This is a genomic window from Paraburkholderia sp. SIMBA_030, from assembly GCF_046535245.1.
Lineage (GTDB): Bacteria > Pseudomonadota > Gammaproteobacteria > Burkholderiales > Burkholderiaceae > Paraburkholderia.
The window spans coordinates 24,292-42,372 of the sequence record NZ_JAWRXB010000035.1; the positions used below are offsets into that span (position 1 = coordinate 24,292).

Below are 18,081 nucleotides of genomic sequence, written 5' to 3' on the forward strand. Positions count from 1 at the left end.
ATGGTAGAAATCAACGAAATCCTTCCGTCAGACGGCGAGCAGTCTGACCTCGAGGCCGACACTGCAGCCAACGTACCGGGTCCCAACCCGTTCGTCGGGCTGCGTCCAATCGACATTCTTGCGACCGCCCGGCAGATTGGCGAGCAGGTGCTCGGGCATCCCGGGTTGCTCGTGAAACAGGAAGCGGAACTGGTGCGCGAACTGATTGCGGTTTTGTCAGGAAAGACGACATTCACGCCTGAGAAAGGCGACAGGCGCTTCGTGGACTCTGCCTGGCAGAACAACCCTATGTACAGGATGTCGATGCAAGGATATCTCGCGTGGCGCAATGCGCTGTCCGGTTTCGTCGGCCGTTCGTCGCTGGACGACAGGAGCAAGGAGCGTGCGCAGTTCTTGATGTCGCTGTTGACCGATGCACTGGCGCCGACGAATACGCTCATCGGCAACCCGGCAGCGCTCAAGAAAATCGTCGACTCGGGCGGTATGAGCGTGCTTGCGGGTCTCAAGAATATTCTGACGGACACGCTGAAGAATCGCGGAATGCCCGCTCAGGTAGACAAGACCGCTTTTGAGGTCGGCAGGAACGTTGCTACCTCGCGAGGAGCGGTCGTCTTCCGGAATGAGGTGCTTGAACTGATTCAGTACACACCGACGACGTCAAAGGTTTATGCCCGCCCACATCTGATCGTGCCACCGCAGATCAACAAGTACTACATTTTCGACCTTTCCGAAGGTAAGAGTCTGGTCAGCCATCTTGTGAACAGCGAATTTCAGGTGTTCGTCGTGAGCTGGCGCAATCCAACCGTTGCACAGCGCGAATGGGACCTCGATACCTACGTTGCCGCGCTGATCGAAGCCATCGACGCGGTGCGGTCCACCACTGGCAGTACGGACATCAACCTGCACGGAGCCTGCTCGGGTGCGATGACGATGTCTGCGCTCCTTGGACATCTGGCGAGCCGCGGTGACGATATGGTGCATGCAGCCACGCTGATGGTGGCGGTGCTGGATGGTACGGTTGAATCTCAGATTGGCCTCTTTGCTACGCCGGAGAACATTATGGCGGCGAAGCAGACCACCATCGCCAAGGGCATACTGGAAGGCGAGGACATGGGGCGCGTATTCGCGTGGATGAGGCCCAACGACCTGGTTTGGAACTACTGGGTCAACAACTACCTGCTTGGCAACGCTCCTCCCGTGTTTGACATTCTCTACTGGAATAACGATACGACACGCTTACCTGCAAAGTTCCATGGACAGTTGCTCGACATCTTCTCGGACAACCTGTTCAGCAAGCCTGGTGCGCTCACCATTCTGGGTACGCCGATCGACCTCTCGCAGGTGAAATGCGACAAGTATGTCGTGGCGGGCGTCACCGATCACATCACGCCATGGAAGGGCGTGTACAACACGGCGCGCGCATTCGGCGGCAAGACGCGCTTCGTACTGAGTTCAAGCGGCCACATCCAGAGCCTGATCAATCCTCCGGGCAATCCGAAGGCGAAGTTCTTTCTCAACCCTGAATTGCCTGCGAATGCCGACGAATGGCTCGCCACCTCCAAGCCTGAGGCCGACTCATGGTGGAACGACTGGCGACAGTGGCTTGCCGAGCGTTCCGGCGAACGCCGGTCTGCGCCAGATTCGCCTGGCAACGAACGGCACCCGCCGATTGCCGACGCCCCTGGCACCTACGTCGCTGAAACGTGACGCCAGGCGTCAAGTGGATCTGAGCACTACGACTTTTATTAACCAACCCGTTTGGAGACTTTGACATGGAATCAAGCAACACCAGGAGCCTTTTCGCAAACTACACCGGGCTTATCGGAAAGTTCAAGGTTCCCGGCTTCGACCTCGCCGCCATGCTGGAGCGGCGGCGCAAGGACATCGGCGCATTTGCCGCGATCAACGCGACCATGCTCGCGGGCATGCAGTCGCTCGGTCAAAAGCAGGCGGACATGCTGAACTCGACGGTGACAGGCCTGCAATCGTTGGTCACGAAGCAACCGGACACTTCGGCGCGCAAGCCTCTTGCAAACGCGGGTGAACTGGTTCAACAGGCGCTGAGCACGATCTTGTCGAACGCGCAGGAAGTGACGAGTACGGTTCATATGACGCAATCCGACAGCTATGCAATCGTCAGCAAGCGCGTCGCCGAGAACGTCGAGGAACTGAAGGCACTCCTGCAACCCGGCAAATAAGGCGGCATCGCAATGCGAACAGGCGCCGACGCCCCGTGCGGCGGCGCACACGACAGTCACCCGGATAAAAGAAATGCTAAATACCCCTGAGTCTATCTGCAGCTTGCACATTCAGACAGTCGATCTGGATGGTCAGACGCTGCGTGTCGGTGTCCGGCGCGGCAGCGACGATTACCCGCCCTTGGTCATCTTCAATGGCGTCGGTGCGAATCTCGAACTGATCGAGCCGTTTATCTCGGCTATGGAAGATGTGAGCGTCGTCATCTTCGACGTCCCCGGCGTTGGCGGATCGCCGGTTCCGCGCCTGCCGTATCGCTTCTCGACGCTCTCCGTACTCGCCGACAAGCTGTTGTCGAAGCTGGGCTACGACGGCCCCGTCGATGTGCTTGGCGTGTCGTGGGGCGGTGCTCTCGCGCAGCAGTTCGCGCATCTGTATCCCGTACGTTGCCGCCGGCTGATCCTCGCGGCGACCTCGCCAGGCGTCGTCATGGTGCCAGCCAAGGTATCCGTGCTCGCGAAGCTCATCGGCCCGCGCCGCTACACGGACACGGCATACCTCGAGAAAATCGGTGCCGAGATATATGGCGGAGCATACCGGCGTGACCCGGCGTTGCTGAAGGAGCACGCCCGTCATATCAGTCCGCCGCGGGGTCGCGGGTACCTGTATCAACTGCTCGCTGCCTGGGGCTGGAGCAGTTTGCCCTGGCTCGGCAGCCTACGCCAGAGGACGCTTGTCATGCACGGCAACGATGACCCAATCGTTCCCTTGGCCAATGCCAAAATTCTCGCGGCCCGGATCCGACATGCGACGCTGTATGTCATCGACGACGGCCATCTGTTCCTCATCTCCCGCGCAACGGAAGTTGCTCCCGTGGTGCGAAAATTCCTCCGGCAGGAGACGAGTTGAGCTGCCTCACTGACAACGACGAAGGCCTTTGACAGCTCGTTGCGGAATCAGGCGGTTGCCCATACGCCAAGGGAACGTCAGGCAATGCCGCCACGGAAGACATGCTATACCTACTTATGGGCGGGGAATAGAAAAAGGCATCGACCTGAAAAACCCGTTTCGGCTGGGGAATTCACCTCCCCTTACCTGGGCCGCCCCCTTGCGTCCAAAGTGGCGCGAGCGCTGCTGGCGTTCCGCTCTTCAACTGCGTTTTATCCTCGGCAAGCGTTATGATCACCCTTTACCACTGTCTGAGTGCGCGCTCCTTCCGTCCTCTCTGGATGCTGGAAGAGCTCCAAAAGCCGTATGACCTCGTGATAATGCCTTTTCCACCTCGCGTGTTGGCGCGTGCGTATTTGGATGTCAATCCGTTAGGAACGGTACCGCTGATGATCGACGGCAAGACGCGGATGTCGGAGTCGGCCGCGATCTGCCAGTACCTCTGCGCAATCAGTGCCCCGACTTCACTGCAAGTTGAACCCGATGAAGAGGACTTCGGCGCGTTCCTGAATTATCTGCATTTCGGAGAGGCAACGCTTACGTTCCCACAAACGCTGGTTCTACGATACTCACGCTTCGAGCCTGAAGACCGTCGGCAACCCGTCGTAGCCGAGGACTATGCAAAATGGTTTCTGGCGCGATTGCGGACGCTGGAGCCTGTGCTCTCCAGGCGGGAATACCTGTGTGCCAGTCGCTTTACGGCCGCTGACGTTTCAGTCGGGTATGCCTTGATGCTTGCACGACATCTTGGACTCGCGCCACGGTTTACTCCTGCAGTATCGGCCTATTGGTCGCGCCTGCAGCAACGGGATGCTTACATGCGCGCACTCCAGGCCCAGTCGGCAAGCGCAGTGGCACAAGGAGTGTCGCTGGTCCCTGCACCAGACACTATGCCAAGCGTAACGTAGCACCAGCGTGATGCGGCCAGACGATGTTGAGTCGCACCAGCCAGGTCAGCCAAGGCTTGGCTCCGTCCGGCGGGAAGTGGCTTCTCGCCTTGATGATATTGCGTAGCTCCAGTCAGGACGTCCCGCATGCTGCGCAGCTTCAGAGCATCGGAACGTCGCGTGTACCGCGGCCGACACCAGTACCAGGTGGACTGCCTTGTTACAACACGATGCCGGCGTTGCGGATCTTGACCCGCAAAGCGTCGAAGAACCGACCGGAAAATCGGCTCCAGAGACCGCTGCTGTCATTCGCGCACCGCGTCGGCCATTCGCTTGCATGAAAAACTGTATCGGCGTGTGGACCTCGTCGCAAGGGGGATCGACTCGACTCTCCGCCCTCCGAACGAGCTGCGGGACCAGATCGACGTATCGCAGCGCACCGGGTAGCTGCAGGCTTTATGGGTCCCACGTTGAGAACAGAATGAAACGGCAGGTTCGAACCCGCCCCAGGATAGTCCGCGCCTCCCGACCTTTACGGCTAATCCCAAGAAACGAAGGCTCAACGCCGCGTCCCGCGACGCGTGATCTCGAGACGGCAATTCACGACCGGCTTGCCACCGTGCTCGACGAGATGATTCAGAATGATCGAGGAACCATCCCTATCAGGAGAAGCGTCGACGATCTGGTCGGTCTGGGCGGACACCTGCAGCGCCTCGTCGAGGCGGGGATCAGCTACCACACGGCTAAGGCCGGGGATACGGTTCACGAGCGAAATCGGGGTGGCAACAACACGAGACTCCCCATATGGCGGCAGTCTGCCAGTAGGAAGGGACCCGGCGCAGATATGGAAGTTGTCCACCCAATGCCGGCCCTCGCGCGGCACCGACTGACCCTTCGAAAGCAAATCGAGTCCGACGCCGTTGGGCAGGCGTACGTGCAGTGCAAACGCGATTGGGGTAGACGGCACGGATGGCGCCGCCGCAGCGGCCACGATCGGTACGAATGCGGACGCAGGCGCCTCGCTCTGCATCGCGACCGGAACGCCGTCGCGCATTTGCGCACCACCGCCCGAGTCCACGACGACGGCACCGTTCTGTGCGGCCTGTGCATCTGAGCCGCCCTTGCCGGTTCGCGCCGAAGCCACTAAAGGCGATACCGCACGGGAGGCGAATGCCCGATGGAGATTGAGACTCTCCAAAAACGGAAAAATGGCACAGGAGAGAGCGGCGTCGCCGGTTTCCCGATTTCCATGGAAGTTCCATGAACCTGTTAGTAGGGTTTGTCGCCGACGATGGCCGCGCGCTCCATCTTGCGGTGGCAGGGTGGGTAGTCCATCACCGCGTAGTGCTGGGTGCAGCGGTTGTCCCAGATTGCCACGCTATATGGCTTCCAGCGCCAACGCACCTGGTACTCGGGGATGTAGGCCTGGCTGATCAGGTACTGCAGCAGGTCGACGCCGGTCTGGCTGTGGTCCTGGCCATAACGCACGTGCGCCGTGGTGTGGTAATTCACGAAGTGGGTCGTGAAGGCGTTGACGAACAGGACATTTTCGCCGGTTTCGGGATGGGTGCGCACGACCGGATGCTCGGAATCCGGGTATTGCGCCTTCATCGCCAGGCGCTTTTCCTGGGGCATGGCGGCGGCGAAAGAGGAATTGAAGCTGTGGCTGGCGATCAGGCCGTCGATTTCCTTTTTGACGGATTCCGGCAGTTTTTCGTAGGCCAGGACCATGTTGGCCCACATGGTGTCGCCACCGACCGGCGGGCATTCGATGCAGCGCAGTACAGCGCCCATCGGAGGCGCTTCGCGAAAGGTGGTGTCGCAATGCCAGGAATTCTCGTAGCGATCCGCCGGCTTCTCCGGGGTTTTGTAGATCTGCACCAGGCCTGGCGCCTCCGGGTGGCTGGGGACCATCGGGTGGGTTTCAAGCTGACCCATGCGCATCGCGAAGGCCATGTGATCTTTGCGCGAGAGCTTGTCCAGGTCCTGGTCGCGCAGGAAGAGGACCTTGTACTTCAGCAGCGCCGCGTAGATTTCGTTGAACAGGCCGTCATCGCGCACTGCATCGCCGAGATTCACGTCGAGCAGTTCCGCGCCGATGGCACAGGTCAGAGGGTCGATTCGCATTTCGTTTCCTTGCAATTCATTTCAAGCGTTACGCGGCAGTAATTCGCGGTTGAAATCCAGACCAGTTGAATGCCGTGTCCTGATAGATTATCCAAATCTGATTGAGTGGGCCAACTTGATCACTTGATCGCCGATTTCCAAATTCGATTGCGATGGCCGCGCAACGGCATATAAAGCCCCATGGGCGCACCCGATGGGTGAGAAGATTCATATCATTTACTGCAACGGCGTGTTGGCCCGATATTTCGAGGTTCCGTCGATAACACGTTTAATGCGGTCTACGCGTACATCATGGTTGACCGCTTTTTTGCGACGGACCCCTTGAAACTGGCAAGCGTCAACGAGAATTTCCGCAGACTCGTGTCATCGCGCGCCGCGCAGATGATGCACGCCAATCAACAGGACGACGGTGGACGCGATACTGACGAGTGGCAATAGCTGCAAGGCGGGCGCCAGCCCCAGTCGGTCTGCCAGTGCGCCCGTCACAATGGAACCTGGCGCCAGCCCAAGAATGTTGAAGGCCAGGGCGAGCGTGGCCATGGCTGCACTGTGAATCGCCTTGGGCGTCAGATTCGCGACCATCGTACCGGCCGGGCCGATAACGCCAGCGCTAAAGAACATCGCCAATGCGATGAGAGTGAGTTGGGTTGAACCGGCGGGAAACTGAAATGCCGCGAACAGCAATGCTCCGCAGACCAGGTTAAAGGTGATCGCCAGGAGCATTTTCCGTCGCGGCGAATCACGTCCCAGGCGATCGGACAGTGCGCCGCACAGGGGCATTCCACATGCGCCGCAAAGGACGAAGATGGCTGCGACGCCGCCCGCCCTGCTCAGCGGCATGTCATAAACCCGATTCAGGAAACTCGGCAGCCAGGCAAGCAGGCCACCGTTGATGAAGAGCTGCAGCCCGCTGCCGATATAGACGCAGATCAACCCCGGGGAAGAGAACAGGTCTCTGAACACCTGCCTGACGCGGACTGTCGGCAGCGATTCAGTTTGCCTGATGCCGGCTGATTGGCCTTTCTCCCCTTCGATCCGCGCCGAACTGGCGACCATCATATAGAGCAGGGTCAGCGCGATACCAAAGACTGCCATGCCAACGAACGCACTGCGCCAACCAAAGTGGCTTGCCAGTGACCCACCAAGGCCGATCCCCATTACCGACCCGACCATGCTGCCCGCCATAAATGCGCCAGCTACCGTGGAGGTGTGCCGGGGCGGAAACATGCTGATGAGAATGGCCATGCCAACGCTGGCGTAAGCGGCTTCGCCGACACCGACCAGAAAGCGCGCCGACAGCAACGTGAAGTAGTTGTGCGACAGGCCGCAGAGCAAGGTCGCGATGCTCCAGATCGCCGCCATGATAGTCACGCTGCGTACACGACCCCACCGGTCGGCGGCAAGCGCGATCGGGAACGCCAGGATGCCAACAGCCAGCGAGACAATGCCGCTGAGCGCTCCGAGCCGAGTGTCGGACAGTCCCCAGTCCGCCTTTATTTGCGGAAAGACCGCGCTGAGCACTTGCCGCGACATATAGTCGGACAAGAGCAGTCCGAATGTCAGCGCAAAAATGACCCATGCATAGCCGCGAATGCGCTGCGCGCGCTCACCGTCATAGCACGCTGTTTCTTGCATATTCACTGCCATAATTCTGTCTCCTGTTATTGCTGCTGCTAATGCCATCTATGCGCAGCTCTCTCTTTTCAGCTCTGGCGTCCGCGGTGGCGTGTGCCAGGCTTTCCCGCGGCCGCTCATTCATCCCGGGGGCTCTGAGGGAAAGTGAAACCTGCCCTGTGCTCAAGCTGTCACGTCGCTGGACGCCCCGATCTGGGCATCGCAGCCGGACAACCTGGACACTAGCTCTTGAACTGCTCGAGAAATTCCATGAGCAATTCGTTCACCTGATCAACGCTTTCTTCCGCCGCAGCATGGCCCACGCCGGGTAGCAGCACCTTCTTCTGCAGTCCGGGCAGATAGGTGTCGAGTCCGTCGTAGACACTGCGGATTTCAACCGGTTCGAGGGAAGGGTCGGCGGCGCCACCGATGAACAGGCTCGGCTGGCGGACCACCGCACCGTCCAGAAACGCTGTGATTTCCCAGTTCCGGTCGCGACAGCGGTAGTAGTTAATGGCGCCGGTAAATCCCGTGCGCGTGTATTCATCGACGTAGTAGTCGATCGCCCGTGCGCTCAACCATGACGGGAACTCCTTCGGCTCAGTGAAGGCGTTGAGAATGGGCTCGCCGGCTTCGACGAACAGGCGCCAGCGTTCGGCGCCGACGGCGCTGCCGGAGACCGAGTAGTAGATGCTGCGCAATGTCTTGCGCGGATCACTGGCGAACTCGCGATCCGGCTTGTCGATCTGCTGGAAGTACAGGTGGTGGTACACCCTGCCTTTCGCCATTTCCCGCAGGCCGACGGTTGGTTTGACCTTTCCGCGCGGTGGCACCGGGGTATTGAACATCACGAGGCCGCGGAACAGATCCGGCCTCATCATAGCCGCCGCTTGAGCCACCCACGCGCCCAGGTCGTGTCCGACGATCACCGCGGACGTTTCACCCAGGGCCTTCATCAAGCCAACCATGTCGCCGACTGACTGGCTCATGTCGTAGGCTTCAATGGCCTCTGGCCGATCGGTTTGCCCAAATCCCCGTTGATCGGGGACGACGACCCGAAAGCCGGCCTCGGCCAACGCCCCGATCTGGCGCCGCCACATGTACCACAGGTATGGAAAACCATGCAGCAGAATGATGAGCGGGCCCTGCCCCTCGTCGATGTAATGCATGCGAATGCCGTTGACTTCGGCAAAGCAGTGCTTGAATGCGGCGGGGTCGTCGGCGTCCACTTGCCGCGATGCGGCGCGTGGCTGACCGATGCGCCGTGCAGCGCTTATATCCATTGTCCATCTCCCTCTTTTCAAGTTCCCGGCCGATAAGGTAGCGCTGGCAGGCTGTTTCGTACTAAGCTTGTCAGGACATACTCTTGTGAAATTGGGACAGTCAGTGCATACCCTGACGCGAAGTGCCAGCCTTACCGACTATGAACACGTGGCCCGTTCAGTGGGGCTCGACCCGTTTCGTATGCTGCGGATGGCCAGGCTGCCGGCCCGGGTCCTCGACGATCCGAATCTGATGATCAGTGCCGATTCGGTGGGGTGGCTGCTGGCGGAGTCGGCCCGCCTGTCCGGCCAGGAGGCCTTCGGACTGTTGCTCGCGGAAACGAGAAGCCTGGCCAATCTGGGCATGCTGGCGCTGCTGATCCGGGAAGAACCAACGCTGCGCGCCGCAATGCAATCTTGCGTCCGCTATATGCGACTGCACAACGCCGGCGTGCAATTGTGGCTTGACGATGCGGGCGAGATGGTCCTGCTGCATGTGGGCGTGGAAATGCGGGGCCATGGCGTCTCGCGCCAGGCTATCGAAATGTCGACCGCCATCGTATTGCGGACGTTTAGAATGCTGACCCGCGATACCTTCCGGCCGGTCAGGGTCACTTTCACTCACGAGCGCCCCGCCGGTCTTGAAGTGCACCACCGCGTGCTGGGTACGGCTATCGAGTTTTCACAGGAACGCAATGCCATCGTTTGCCGCGGGCGCGACCTGGACCTGCCCATCCCTGCGGCAGACCCGGCGCTGCATCGCGAGGTGAAGCGATCGCTCGACATGCAGCTGGCCAACCTCCGCGACGAGCCGGCGCAGCGGGCGCGCCAGATCGTCAGGATGCTGCTGCCAAGCGGACTTTGTTCCGTCGACCAGGTCGCCCAGCATCTTGGCATGCATCGACGCACCCTTAACCGGCACCTCGCGGCGGAGGGTGAGAGTGTCACCACGATCATCAATGGTGTACGTGCTGAACTCGCCGAGGAGTATCTGGCCAACAGCAAACGCAGGTTGTATGACGTCGCCGAACTTCTCGGCTTTTCCTCTGCCGGTGACTTCTCGCGCTGGTTCCGCGGCCAGTTTGGCAAGACACCCTCGGATTGGGCCGCCCAATACCGGGAGAGCCGGGCGGCAGCCGGGCCCTTCTCGCACACGTAGGAGGTATGGGCAGGTTCGGAGTCGGCTCGAGCGCCGCTCCATCATCCTGGCCTGCCGCACCCTGCACGTTCCTGACGTCACCGACCCGCATGGCCGCCCGGAAGCACGCGAGCGTTGTTGCTATCGGCTTGGCCTCCTGTCCCAATATGCAAATAAAATGTCCGGCCATGCTAATGGCCTTGCGGCCGAAATGCGTAGTATTGGATCCCATGGCCGACGAAACGGTGCCCCTGCTCTCCTGCTGACAGGGGCGAGCTACATCTGCTGGACTCACATGGCTCGCCGCCGTATAAACACAGATTGGAGACATCAATGGCAGCACCCGCCGCAATCCAGGACACCACTTCGCAAGCCACGCCCGTGGCACCGGCCATTGTCCGGCCATCAGTGCGCCAGCATTCGATCAAGGTGGAGATTTGCACGCCCGCCATCGGCGCCGAACTCAGCAACATCAGCCTCGCTGATGCCACTCTGGACCCTGACGCCATCGCCGAAATCCGGGCGCTGTGGCTCAAGCACAAAGTCCTGTTCTTCCGCGATCAGGGCATTACGCCGATGGAGCAACAGAATTTCGCCGCGCAATTCGCCGAACTGGAAGCCCATCCCCTTGCCCCGAGCCATCTGGAGGCGGACAAGCTGCTGATGCTGTACCGCAATCTCGACCCGGGCAAGCCCAGGAGCTTCGTCGAAAAAGCCAGCCGCGAAAACCTCTGGCATGCCGATGTTACCTTCAAGAAGGCACCGCCCCGCGGAGCGGTGCTGCGTTGCGAACAAGGTCCGGAATCTGGCGGAGACACCATGTGGTCCAACATGGTGATGGCCTACGAAAAACTGCCCGACGCCATCAAGCAACGGATCGACGGCCTGTACGCCAAACACAGTGCCGAGCACACGTTCGGCGCCCAGTTGCCGATCGAAGAACGTCACGCGATGGCCGCGAAGAGCCCCGCCGCTGAGCACCCGGTTGTGCTCATCCATCCCGAGACGGGCGAAAAGGTGTTGTTCGTCAACTCGACATTCACGACCCATTTCTCGAATTTCTTCAACTTCGAAGACATCCGGTACGGCCAGGACTTCATGCCGGAGGCCCATCATCTGATGAACTATCTGACCTCTCAGGCCGCGATTCCGGAATACCAGGTACGTCTGAAGTGGAGAACCAACACGGTTGCCATGTGGGACAACCTGCAGGTTCAGCACTACGCAGTGGCGGACTACGACAACTCGCCACGAAAGATGCTGCGCGCCACTCTCGCGGGCACCGCGCTGGTCTAAACCGAACGGTTCGCTCTGACAAATCCAGGGCTGCCCGCCTGTCTCTCATGGGCGGGCCAGCCTTGGCACGTTTTCCAGTTTTCGACCACATCTACAACCAATGGAGACAGATATGCGTTACGAACAGGTCGACACCTCACTCATCGATGGCGAATCGCTACCGTGGGTACCGTTTACGCCCTATGCAGAAAACGTCCTGCTGAAGTACTTCAAGCTTGACCCGATCCGTGGTGAATGGATCGTGCTGATGAAGTCACCGATCGACATGCAACTGCCCAGGCACCACCACACCGGTACGGTCCTGGTCTACACGATCGAAGGCAAGTGGAAATACAAGGAACACGACTGGATCGCCGGACCCGGCAGCGTCGTGTACGAGACCGCCGCGTCGACCCACACGCCTGAAGTCGTCAGCACGGGAAGCGGAGACGGATATGTGGTCACGCTGGTTCAGGTGACTGGCGATCTCCTTTTCCTCGACGGGAACGACAATATCGTAGCGATCGAAAACTGGAAGTCCGGGCTGCAGCGCTATCTTGCCTATTGCGAGCAGCATGACATCAAGCCGAAAGATCTCACGGCATTCAACTGATCTGAAACTCATGGGGATTCCCGATATCCCCCGGGGTCCTTGTGACACTTAGTGCGTCGCCCGCAAGACGCAATAGACGGTCCGGCCATACCAGGACTCCAGCACCACGCAGGGTCATCGCAGGTCACAGGCGGCGGGAAGATGGCTACGTGCACCGACCACGCAGCCCATGTCGCATCGCGATCTCTCCCGCCGCCAGAGCCGTTGTCTGATCGCGAAAATCAGGAGAGGGGAAACACGTGGTCCGGGTTCGCGGCCCTGAAGCGGAACCTCACAGAGGGGTACGGCCATCTGCCCGCTCCCCGATCACAGACATTACGAACGGAACGATGCCATGAACGGCTTGATGATGCAAAAGCAGTTGTTGATCTCCTCACTCATTGTGCATGCCGACCGCCATCATGGCGATACTGAGATCGTGTCCCGGCGGGTGGAGGGCGATATCCATCGCTACACTTTCCGTGACTGCCACCGTCGCGCGCGCCAGATGGCCAATGCGCTGACCAGCCTCGGTGTCATGCCCTCCGACCGGATCGGCACGCTGGCATGGAATGGCTACCGTCACCTGGAGTTGTACTACGGCGTCTCCGGTATGGGTGCCATTCTGCATACCATCAACCCCCGCCTGCATGAAGACCAGGCCGCTTACATCGCGAATCACGCCGAAGACCAGTACATCTTCTTCGACCTGACCTTCCTGCCGTTGATCAAGGCCGTCGCCGGCCGCTGCAAGACGGTCAAGGCGTTCATCGCCATGACCGATCACGATCACATGCCGAAAGACGCCGGCATTGACCACCTGCTGTGCTATGAAGATCTGATCCAGCAGAGTTCGTCCGCTTACTCCTGGCCGATTCTCGACGAGGACGGCGCCAGTACGCTCTGCTACACCTCTGGTACAACGGGCAACCCGAAAGGAGCCCTGTACAGCCATCGCTCATCGCTGCTGCACACCTATGCGGCGGCGCTGCCTGATGCGCTGAACTGTTCGGCACGCGACGTGATCCTGCCCGTTGTGCCGATGTTTCATGTCAATGCCTGGGGACTTCCGTACATCGCGTGCATGGTCGGGGCCAAACTCGTATTCCCCGGGCCGGCTCTGGACGGCAAATCGTTGTATGAACTGCTCGAAGCCGAGCAGGTTACGCTCTCCGCTGGCGTTCCGACTGTCTGGCAAGGCCTGCTTGGCCATCTCGAGGAAACAGATCAGCAATTCTCGAGCATGAGACGCACCATCATTGGTGGCGCGGCCTGTACCCCGGCCATGTTGCGCAAGTTCCAGGAAACATACGGCGTAGCGGTGTTGCACGCCTGGGGGATGACTGAACTGAGCCCTATGGGAACCATCGGCACCATGAAGGCCAGGCATATCAAGATGTCCCGGGAAGAGCGTCATGCCGTGCAATCCAAACAAGGCCGTGTGGTGTTTGGCGTCGACATGAAAATCGTTGGCGCTGACGGCATGGAGTTGCCCTGGGACGGCGCGAGTTCTGGTGACCTGCTGGTGCGTGGGCCAACGGTGGTGTGCGACTATTTCAGGAACGAAGGGGATAGTCCGCTGCAGTTCGATGACGAAGGCCAAGGATGGTTCCCGACCGGCGATGTTGCGACCATCGATGTCGATGGCTTCATGCAAATCACCGATCGCAGCAAGGACGTCATCAAGTCTGGGGGCGAGTGGATTGGCTCCATCGACCTGGAAAACATCGCGATGGCACATCCGGCAGTCTCTCAGGCAGCATGCATTGCCGCGAAACACGCGAAGTGGGACGAGCGTCCATTGCTGATCGTCGTCAGGAAACCGCAAGCAGAACTGAAGCGGGAAGAACTGCTCGCCTTTTATGAAGGCAAGATCGCGAAATGGTGGACGCCTGATGATGTGATCTTCGTCGACGCGATCCCTTTGGGCGCTACCGGCAAGGTCCTGAAAAACCGTCTGCGGGAGCAGTTTGGCGATCATCTGATGGCCAGGGCTGCGAACTGAGCGTTGTGTGGAATCGGTCCAGTCGTGTCGATGAGGCCGACGGGAAAAAAGTAAGCGCGCGATTCAACCTGCCGCACCGTCACCACAAGGAAGCCCCATGGCCGAGTTCCAGCCCCAGATTGGCACGGTCCCCCTCATGAATACCGATACGGGCCTGTCGCTTCCGCAACGCTACTGGGCGATCGTCTTCGTCTCACTGGGCACCATACTCGCCGTGCTCGACGGCGCGATCGCCAACGTCGCGTTGCCGACCATTGCGCGCGACCTGCATGCATCCGATGCCGCGTCGATCTGGATCGTCAACGCATATCAGCTCGCCATCACGATCACCCTGCTGCCGCTCGCGTCGCTTGGCGATCGCGTCGGCTACCGGCGCATCTACATCGCCGGCCTCGCGCTGTTCACCGTCGCGTCGCTCGGCTGCGCACTCGCCAGCTCGCTGCCGACCCTCGCGGCGATGCGCGTGATCCAGGGGTTCGGCGCATCGGGCATCATGAGCGTTACCGCGGCGCTGGTTCGGACAATCTATCCGTCATCGATGCTTGGCCGGGGCGTGTCGGTCAATGCGATGGTGGTCGCACTGTCGTTTGCGATCGGGCCAACGGTCGCGTCCGCAGTGCTGTCGGTCGCGTCATGGCCCTGGCTTTTCGCGATCAACGTGCCGATCGGCATCGCCGCGGTGCTCGGCGGTCTGCGCGCGCTGCCCGCCGTTCCGCTGCACGACGCGCCGTACGATGTCTTGAGCGCGCTGATGAATGCATGTGTGTTCGGGTTGCTGATCATGGCCGCGGACGGGCTCGGCTACGGCGAGCGCGGCGCGTTCATCGTTGCCGAATTGATGATGGCGTCCGTCGTCGGCTATTTCTTCGTGAAGCGACAGCTATCGCAACCGGCGCCGCTCCTGCCCGTCGACCTGATGCGCATCCCGGTCTTCGCGCTGTCAATCTGCACGTCGATCGCCTCCTTCACGTCTCAGATGCTCGCGTTCGTCGCACTACCGTTCTGGCTCCAGAATTCGCTCGGCTTCTCGCAGGTGCAGACGGGCTTCTACATGACGCCCTGGCCGCTCGTAATCGTGGTCGCCGCGCCGCTCGCCGGCGCGCTGTCCGACCGCTACTCGGCCGGCGTGCTCGGCGGCATCGGGCTCGCGCTGTTCGCGGGCGGACCGCTGTCGCTTGCGACGATTGACGCGCACCCGGGCACGGTTGACATCGTCTGGCGCATGGCGCTGTGCGGTGCCGGCTTTGGCCTGTTCATGGCGCCTAACAACCGCACAATAATGTCGTCGGCGCCGCGCAAGCGCAGCGGCAGCGCGGGCGGCATGCTCAGCACCGCGCGGCTGACCGGGCAGACGCTCGGCGCGGCGCTCGTCGCGCTAATCTTCGGCGTCGCACCCGAGCACGGGCCGACGATCGCGCTGTATGTCGCCGCCGCGTTCGCGGCTGCCGCGGCGGTCGTCAGCACGCTGCGCATCGCGGCCCCGCACCTGAACGGGTCGGTCTAACCGCATCACATACGGCGCCCAGCGTGTCGAGTTCATCCGGCATGGATCTGCGCGCGCGTGTTCACGCTCGCGCCAGCTCGATTAGCGGTGTTGTCAAGTTATCAACCAGCATGCGCTCGAACACGCAGTAATTTTAGCTGCTTGCACATCAGGCGCCTGCCCGCGTGCCGGTCGCGCCGGCTTTGCAACAGCATGTCGAGCACCGTTCCATGCTGGTCCACCGCACGCCACAGCCAGTGCTTATTGCCATTGATCCTGACGAGCACCTCATCGAGGTGCCACTCGTCGCCTCGCGCCGGGGCGGGGGTGGATACGCCGGGCAATGCCCAGCCCGAACTTTACCGACCAGCGTCGCACTGTCTCGTACGTCAGATCGATGCCACGGGCGGGCCAGCAGTTCCTCGACCATGCGCAGGCTCAGCGGGAAACGGTGTACAGCCACACCGCGTCGCTGATCACATCGGGCGGAAACTGGTAGCCGGCGTAGGAATTGGTGTCGGTGGCTGGCGCGCGTTGCGGCAAAGTGGTTCGTTTCATGCGCGCGATTGTCGCCGCTTTTCCATCAACCCGCCTACAACGTGACAATACCTTGTTTGTTCGTTCAGTGTGGCTGATCGCCTTAAGCGGGCCCGGTACTGCGGTCGCGGCGGCGGCGCAATTGCCGCTCAAATGTCCGTTGCCAAGGCTGAGGCGACGTTTGTATGGCTGTATGAAAATGCCGGCGAATGGCCGATGTTGGCCGCGTACTGCCGGATGCGGTCGGCGCATGACGACCCGCTCCGGCCACTGGAACCGGGTCCACTTCAATGACAGCTTCCTGGGTCCGACGGTCGACCGCGCCTTCGGCGCCGGGCAAATCCCCGGACGGTCGCGAATTGCCACTTGAGGCCGCGCAGCACCTTAATGTGGATGTACGCTTACCAGAAAAACCAAGGGATCTCGTCTGATCTTACAGACGTTTGGTGGATACCTTGAGAGGGGCATACCATGCAGACTGAACTGCTGGATCTGATCAAAGGACAAAGACGTCGCGGCGGCGGTGAATTGCTGAGGCTGTGTTGGATGCGCTATACAGGCGCTTGTATGCGGTTGCCTCAGCATGCTGCTGCCGGCGCAAGTGGCGTTGACCGCGGGCAGACGTTTCGAATAAGCCTTGAACTCCCATCTTTCGGGTTTGACCGCCTTCGTGTTCGCTGGCGGTGGCAGCCTTGGCGCGATCGAGGTTGGCATGCTGCGCGAACTGCTCGAACGTGGTGAGCATCCGGGCTGCGTGGTGGGCGCCTCCGCAGGCGCGATCAACGCAGCGTATTTCGCGGGACAACCGGACGGCGGTGGCGTAGCAATGCTCGAAGCGCTCTGGTGCAAGATCCGGCGGCAGGACATCATGCCGTTTTCCATGCTCGGGCTGCTCGCGATGCTCCTGCGCAGTCGTGCGCACCTCGTTGAGGCGAACGCGTTGCGTCAGCTGCTGGAGACGCATCTGTCGTATGAGCGGATCGAGCAGGCGACCTTGCCGCTTCACATCGCCGCAACCGATATGCTTACCGGCGACGAAATCGTTCTTTCTACCGGTCCTGTGGTGAGCGCCGTGCTGGCGTGTTCCCGCCGGTGCGTATCGACGGTGTGGATCTCATCGATGGCGGCGTCGCCAACAACACGCCGATCTCGGTGGCGGTCACGCTCGGTGCGACGCGCATCATCGTGCTGTCGGCCGGCTTCGCGTGTGCGTTGCATGCGCCGCCGCGTAGCGCGATCGCGCAGGCCCTGCATGCGCTGACGCTCGTCATCGCACGCCAGCTCGTGCGCGACCTTGAGTTCTATTCGACGCGTGCGCAGATCTATGTCGTTCCGCCGTTGTGTCCACTCGATGTCTCGCCTTACGACTATACGCAGTGCGCGCAACTGATCGACCGAGCTGCGCAGAAGACGCGCGCATGGCTCAGCGATGGTGGCCTCGAGCGCGATTTGATTCCCGGCGAGCTGCGCGAGCATGAGCACGCCGCGCGTTAACGGTGCAAGCAAGAAACTGACGAGCTACTTTGTGCCAGGGGCCAGTGACCCGACGCGCATGACTGGCTGCCAATGGTCCGCTATGTGAATCGAGCCGACATTCGAATGTCCGTCTTAGACCACAGGCGAACGGCTGGAAGTGGCCGATAGCACCAGTTCGATGAACGTGCCGCCGTGAGGACGTTGGAATTCTCAATGGCAGCTTTCCGGCGGTTTGTACGAACGCGTACTGCCGGCCAATTGCCGCCGCTCGCCATCGCCGTCTTGCGGTCTTTCGAGCGGCTGTTCCGGTCAGACAGCGGCCCTTCGCGGAGGTCCGTGTCAGCCGCGCATCGGCCATACTGACCGTTCGCGTTTTGCCGATCATGGCCGCCGCGAGAGGCCGCTTCCGCAATTCGCAAATGGGCACCGGCAGCTGTGAAGGTTCTCAGGCTTCAGAAACGCGGCCCCACTTCAGGATGCGACTTAGCTCGCCTGATTCGCGTAGCGCGGATCGTCGGCGACAAGCGGTGTGTTCGTGCCG

13 protein-coding genes and 3 pseudogenes are annotated in these 18,081 nt (G+C 60.7%); 10 read left to right on the top strand and 6 right to left on the bottom strand.

Features of this window, described 5'->3' with window-relative positions:
• The 4 genes from SB772_RS37560 to SB772_RS37575 all read left to right on the top strand — a co-directional run bounded on the left by SB772_RS37560 (window position 1) and on the right by SB772_RS37575 (window position 4,052).
• On the top strand, window positions 1-1,707 hold the full coding sequence (locus SB772_RS37560) for an alpha/beta fold hydrolase (protein WP_410838171.1): 1,707 nt from the start codon (window positions 1-3) through the stop codon (window positions 1,705-1,707).
• Window positions 1,708-1,772: 65 nt separating this feature from the next.
• Window positions 1,773-2,198: a phasin family protein gene (locus SB772_RS37565; RefSeq protein ID WP_410838172.1), complete on the top strand. Its 426-nt coding sequence runs from the start codon at window positions 1,773-1,775 to the stop codon at window positions 2,196-2,198.
• A 73-nt stretch (window positions 2,199-2,271) separates the two neighbouring features.
• On the top strand, window positions 2,272-3,105 hold the full coding sequence (gene phaZ / locus SB772_RS37570; RefSeq protein ID WP_410838173.1) for a poly(3-hydroxyalkanoate) depolymerase: 834 nt from the start codon (window positions 2,272-2,274) through the stop codon (window positions 3,103-3,105).
• A 269-nt stretch (window positions 3,106-3,374) separates the two neighbouring features.
• Window positions 3,375-4,052: a glutathione S-transferase family protein gene (locus tag SB772_RS37575; RefSeq protein WP_410838174.1), complete on the top strand. Its 678-nt coding sequence runs from the start codon at window positions 3,375-3,377 to the stop codon at window positions 4,050-4,052.
• 177 nt (window positions 4,053-4,229) lie between these two features.
• On the opposite strand, the pseudogene SB772_RS37580 reads toward SB772_RS37575, so the two are convergent.
• The 5 genes and pseudogenes from SB772_RS37580 to SB772_RS37600 all read right to left on the bottom strand — a co-directional run.
• A pseudogene (locus tag SB772_RS37580) lies at window positions 4,230-4,336 on the bottom strand (transposase); the annotation flags it as partial.
• Between the two features lie 254 nt (window positions 4,337-4,590).
• A complete protein-coding gene (locus tag SB772_RS37585; protein ID WP_410838175.1) occupies window positions 4,591-5,175 on the bottom strand; it encodes a hypothetical protein in 585 nt (194 codons plus the stop codon).
• Window positions 5,176-5,300: 125 nt separating this feature from the next.
• Window positions 5,301-6,158, bottom strand: coding sequence for a TauD/TfdA dioxygenase family protein (locus tag SB772_RS37590; RefSeq protein ID WP_410838176.1), 858 nt, complete (start codon window positions 6,156-6,158; stop codon window positions 5,301-5,303).
• Window positions 6,159-6,521: 363 nt separating this feature from the next.
• Window positions 6,522-7,805 carry an MFS transporter gene (locus SB772_RS37595; protein WP_410838177.1) on the bottom strand — a complete coding sequence of 428 codons (1,284 nt, stop codon included), beginning with the start codon at window positions 7,803-7,805 and terminating at the stop codon, window positions 6,522-6,524.
• A gap of 209 nt (window positions 7,806-8,014) precedes the next feature.
• The gene (locus SB772_RS37600) at window positions 8,015-9,001 is read right to left on the bottom strand and encodes an alpha/beta fold hydrolase (protein ID WP_410838178.1); all 987 of its coding nucleotides are present in this window, start codon (window positions 8,999-9,001) and stop codon (window positions 8,015-8,017) included.
• Between the two features lie 157 nt (window positions 9,002-9,158).
• Here SB772_RS37600 and SB772_RS37605 point away from each other — a divergent pair, with 157 nt between their 5' ends.
• From SB772_RS37605 to SB772_RS37625, 5 genes are all read left to right on the top strand, one after another.
• Window positions 9,159-10,193, top strand: a complete 1,035-nt coding sequence (locus SB772_RS37605; protein WP_410838179.1) for an AraC family transcriptional regulator — start codon at window positions 9,159-9,161, stop codon at window positions 10,191-10,193.
• A gap of 312 nt (window positions 10,194-10,505) precedes the next feature.
• The gene (locus tag SB772_RS37610) at window positions 10,506-11,468 is read left to right on the top strand and encodes a TauD/TfdA dioxygenase family protein (protein WP_410838180.1); all 963 of its coding nucleotides are present in this window, start codon (window positions 10,506-10,508) and stop codon (window positions 11,466-11,468) included.
• A 112-nt stretch (window positions 11,469-11,580) separates the two neighbouring features.
• Entirely contained in the window at window positions 11,581-12,060 is a 480-nt protein-coding gene (locus SB772_RS37615) for a 2,4'-dihydroxyacetophenone dioxygenase family protein (RefSeq protein WP_410838181.1), read from the top strand.
• A gap of 334 nt (window positions 12,061-12,394) precedes the next feature.
• Window positions 12,395-14,044: a 3-(methylthio)propionyl-CoA ligase gene (locus SB772_RS37620; protein ID WP_410838182.1), complete on the top strand. Its 1,650-nt coding sequence runs from the start codon at window positions 12,395-12,397 to the stop codon at window positions 14,042-14,044.
• Between the two features lie 136 nt (window positions 14,045-14,180).
• Window positions 14,181-15,548 carry an MFS transporter gene (locus tag SB772_RS37625; RefSeq protein WP_410838183.1) on the top strand — a complete coding sequence of 456 codons (1,368 nt, stop codon included), beginning with the start codon at window positions 14,181-14,183 and terminating at the stop codon, window positions 15,546-15,548.
• Between the two features lie 131 nt (window positions 15,549-15,679).
• Here SB772_RS37625 and SB772_RS37630 read toward each other — a convergent pair.
• Window positions 15,680-16,085 (bottom strand): annotated as a pseudogene (locus SB772_RS37630) (IS6 family transposase); the annotation flags it as partial.
• Window positions 16,086-16,776: 691 nt separating this feature from the next.
• On the opposite strand from SB772_RS37630, the pseudogene SB772_RS37635 reads away from it, so the two are divergent.
• A pseudogene (locus tag SB772_RS37635) lies at window positions 16,777-17,558 on the top strand (patatin-like phospholipase family protein).
• Window positions 17,559-18,081: the final 523 nt, after the last annotated feature.

Coding starts and splice junctions, on each gene's coding strand:
- SB772_RS37565 (WP_410838172.1), top strand. CDS start 1,773: ATGGAATCAAGCAACACCAGGAGCCTTTTCGCAAACTACACCGGGCTT.
- SB772_RS37620 (WP_410838182.1), top strand. CDS start 12,395: ATGAACGGCTTGATGATGCAAAAGCAGTTGTTGATCTCCTCACTCATT.
- SB772_RS37575 (WP_410838174.1), top strand. CDS start 3,375: ATGATCACCCTTTACCACTGTCTGAGTGCGCGCTCCTTCCGTCCTCTC.
- SB772_RS37615 (WP_410838181.1), top strand. CDS start 11,581: ATGCGTTACGAACAGGTCGACACCTCACTCATCGATGGCGAATCGCTA.
- SB772_RS37595 (WP_410838177.1), bottom strand. CDS start 7,805: ATGGCAGTGAATATGCAAGAAACAGCGTGCTATGACGGTGAGCGCGCG.
- SB772_RS37625 (WP_410838183.1), top strand. CDS start 14,181: ATGAATACCGATACGGGCCTGTCGCTTCCGCAACGCTACTGGGCGATC.
- SB772_RS37610 (WP_410838180.1), top strand. CDS start 10,506: ATGGCAGCACCCGCCGCAATCCAGGACACCACTTCGCAAGCCACGCCC.
- SB772_RS37590 (WP_410838176.1), bottom strand. CDS start 6,158: ATGCGAATCGACCCTCTGACCTGTGCCATCGGCGCGGAACTGCTCGAC.
- phaZ (WP_410838173.1), top strand. CDS start 2,272: ATGCTAAATACCCCTGAGTCTATCTGCAGCTTGCACATTCAGACAGTC.
- SB772_RS37560 (WP_410838171.1), top strand. CDS start 1: ATGGTAGAAATCAACGAAATCCTTCCGTCAGACGGCGAGCAGTCTGAC.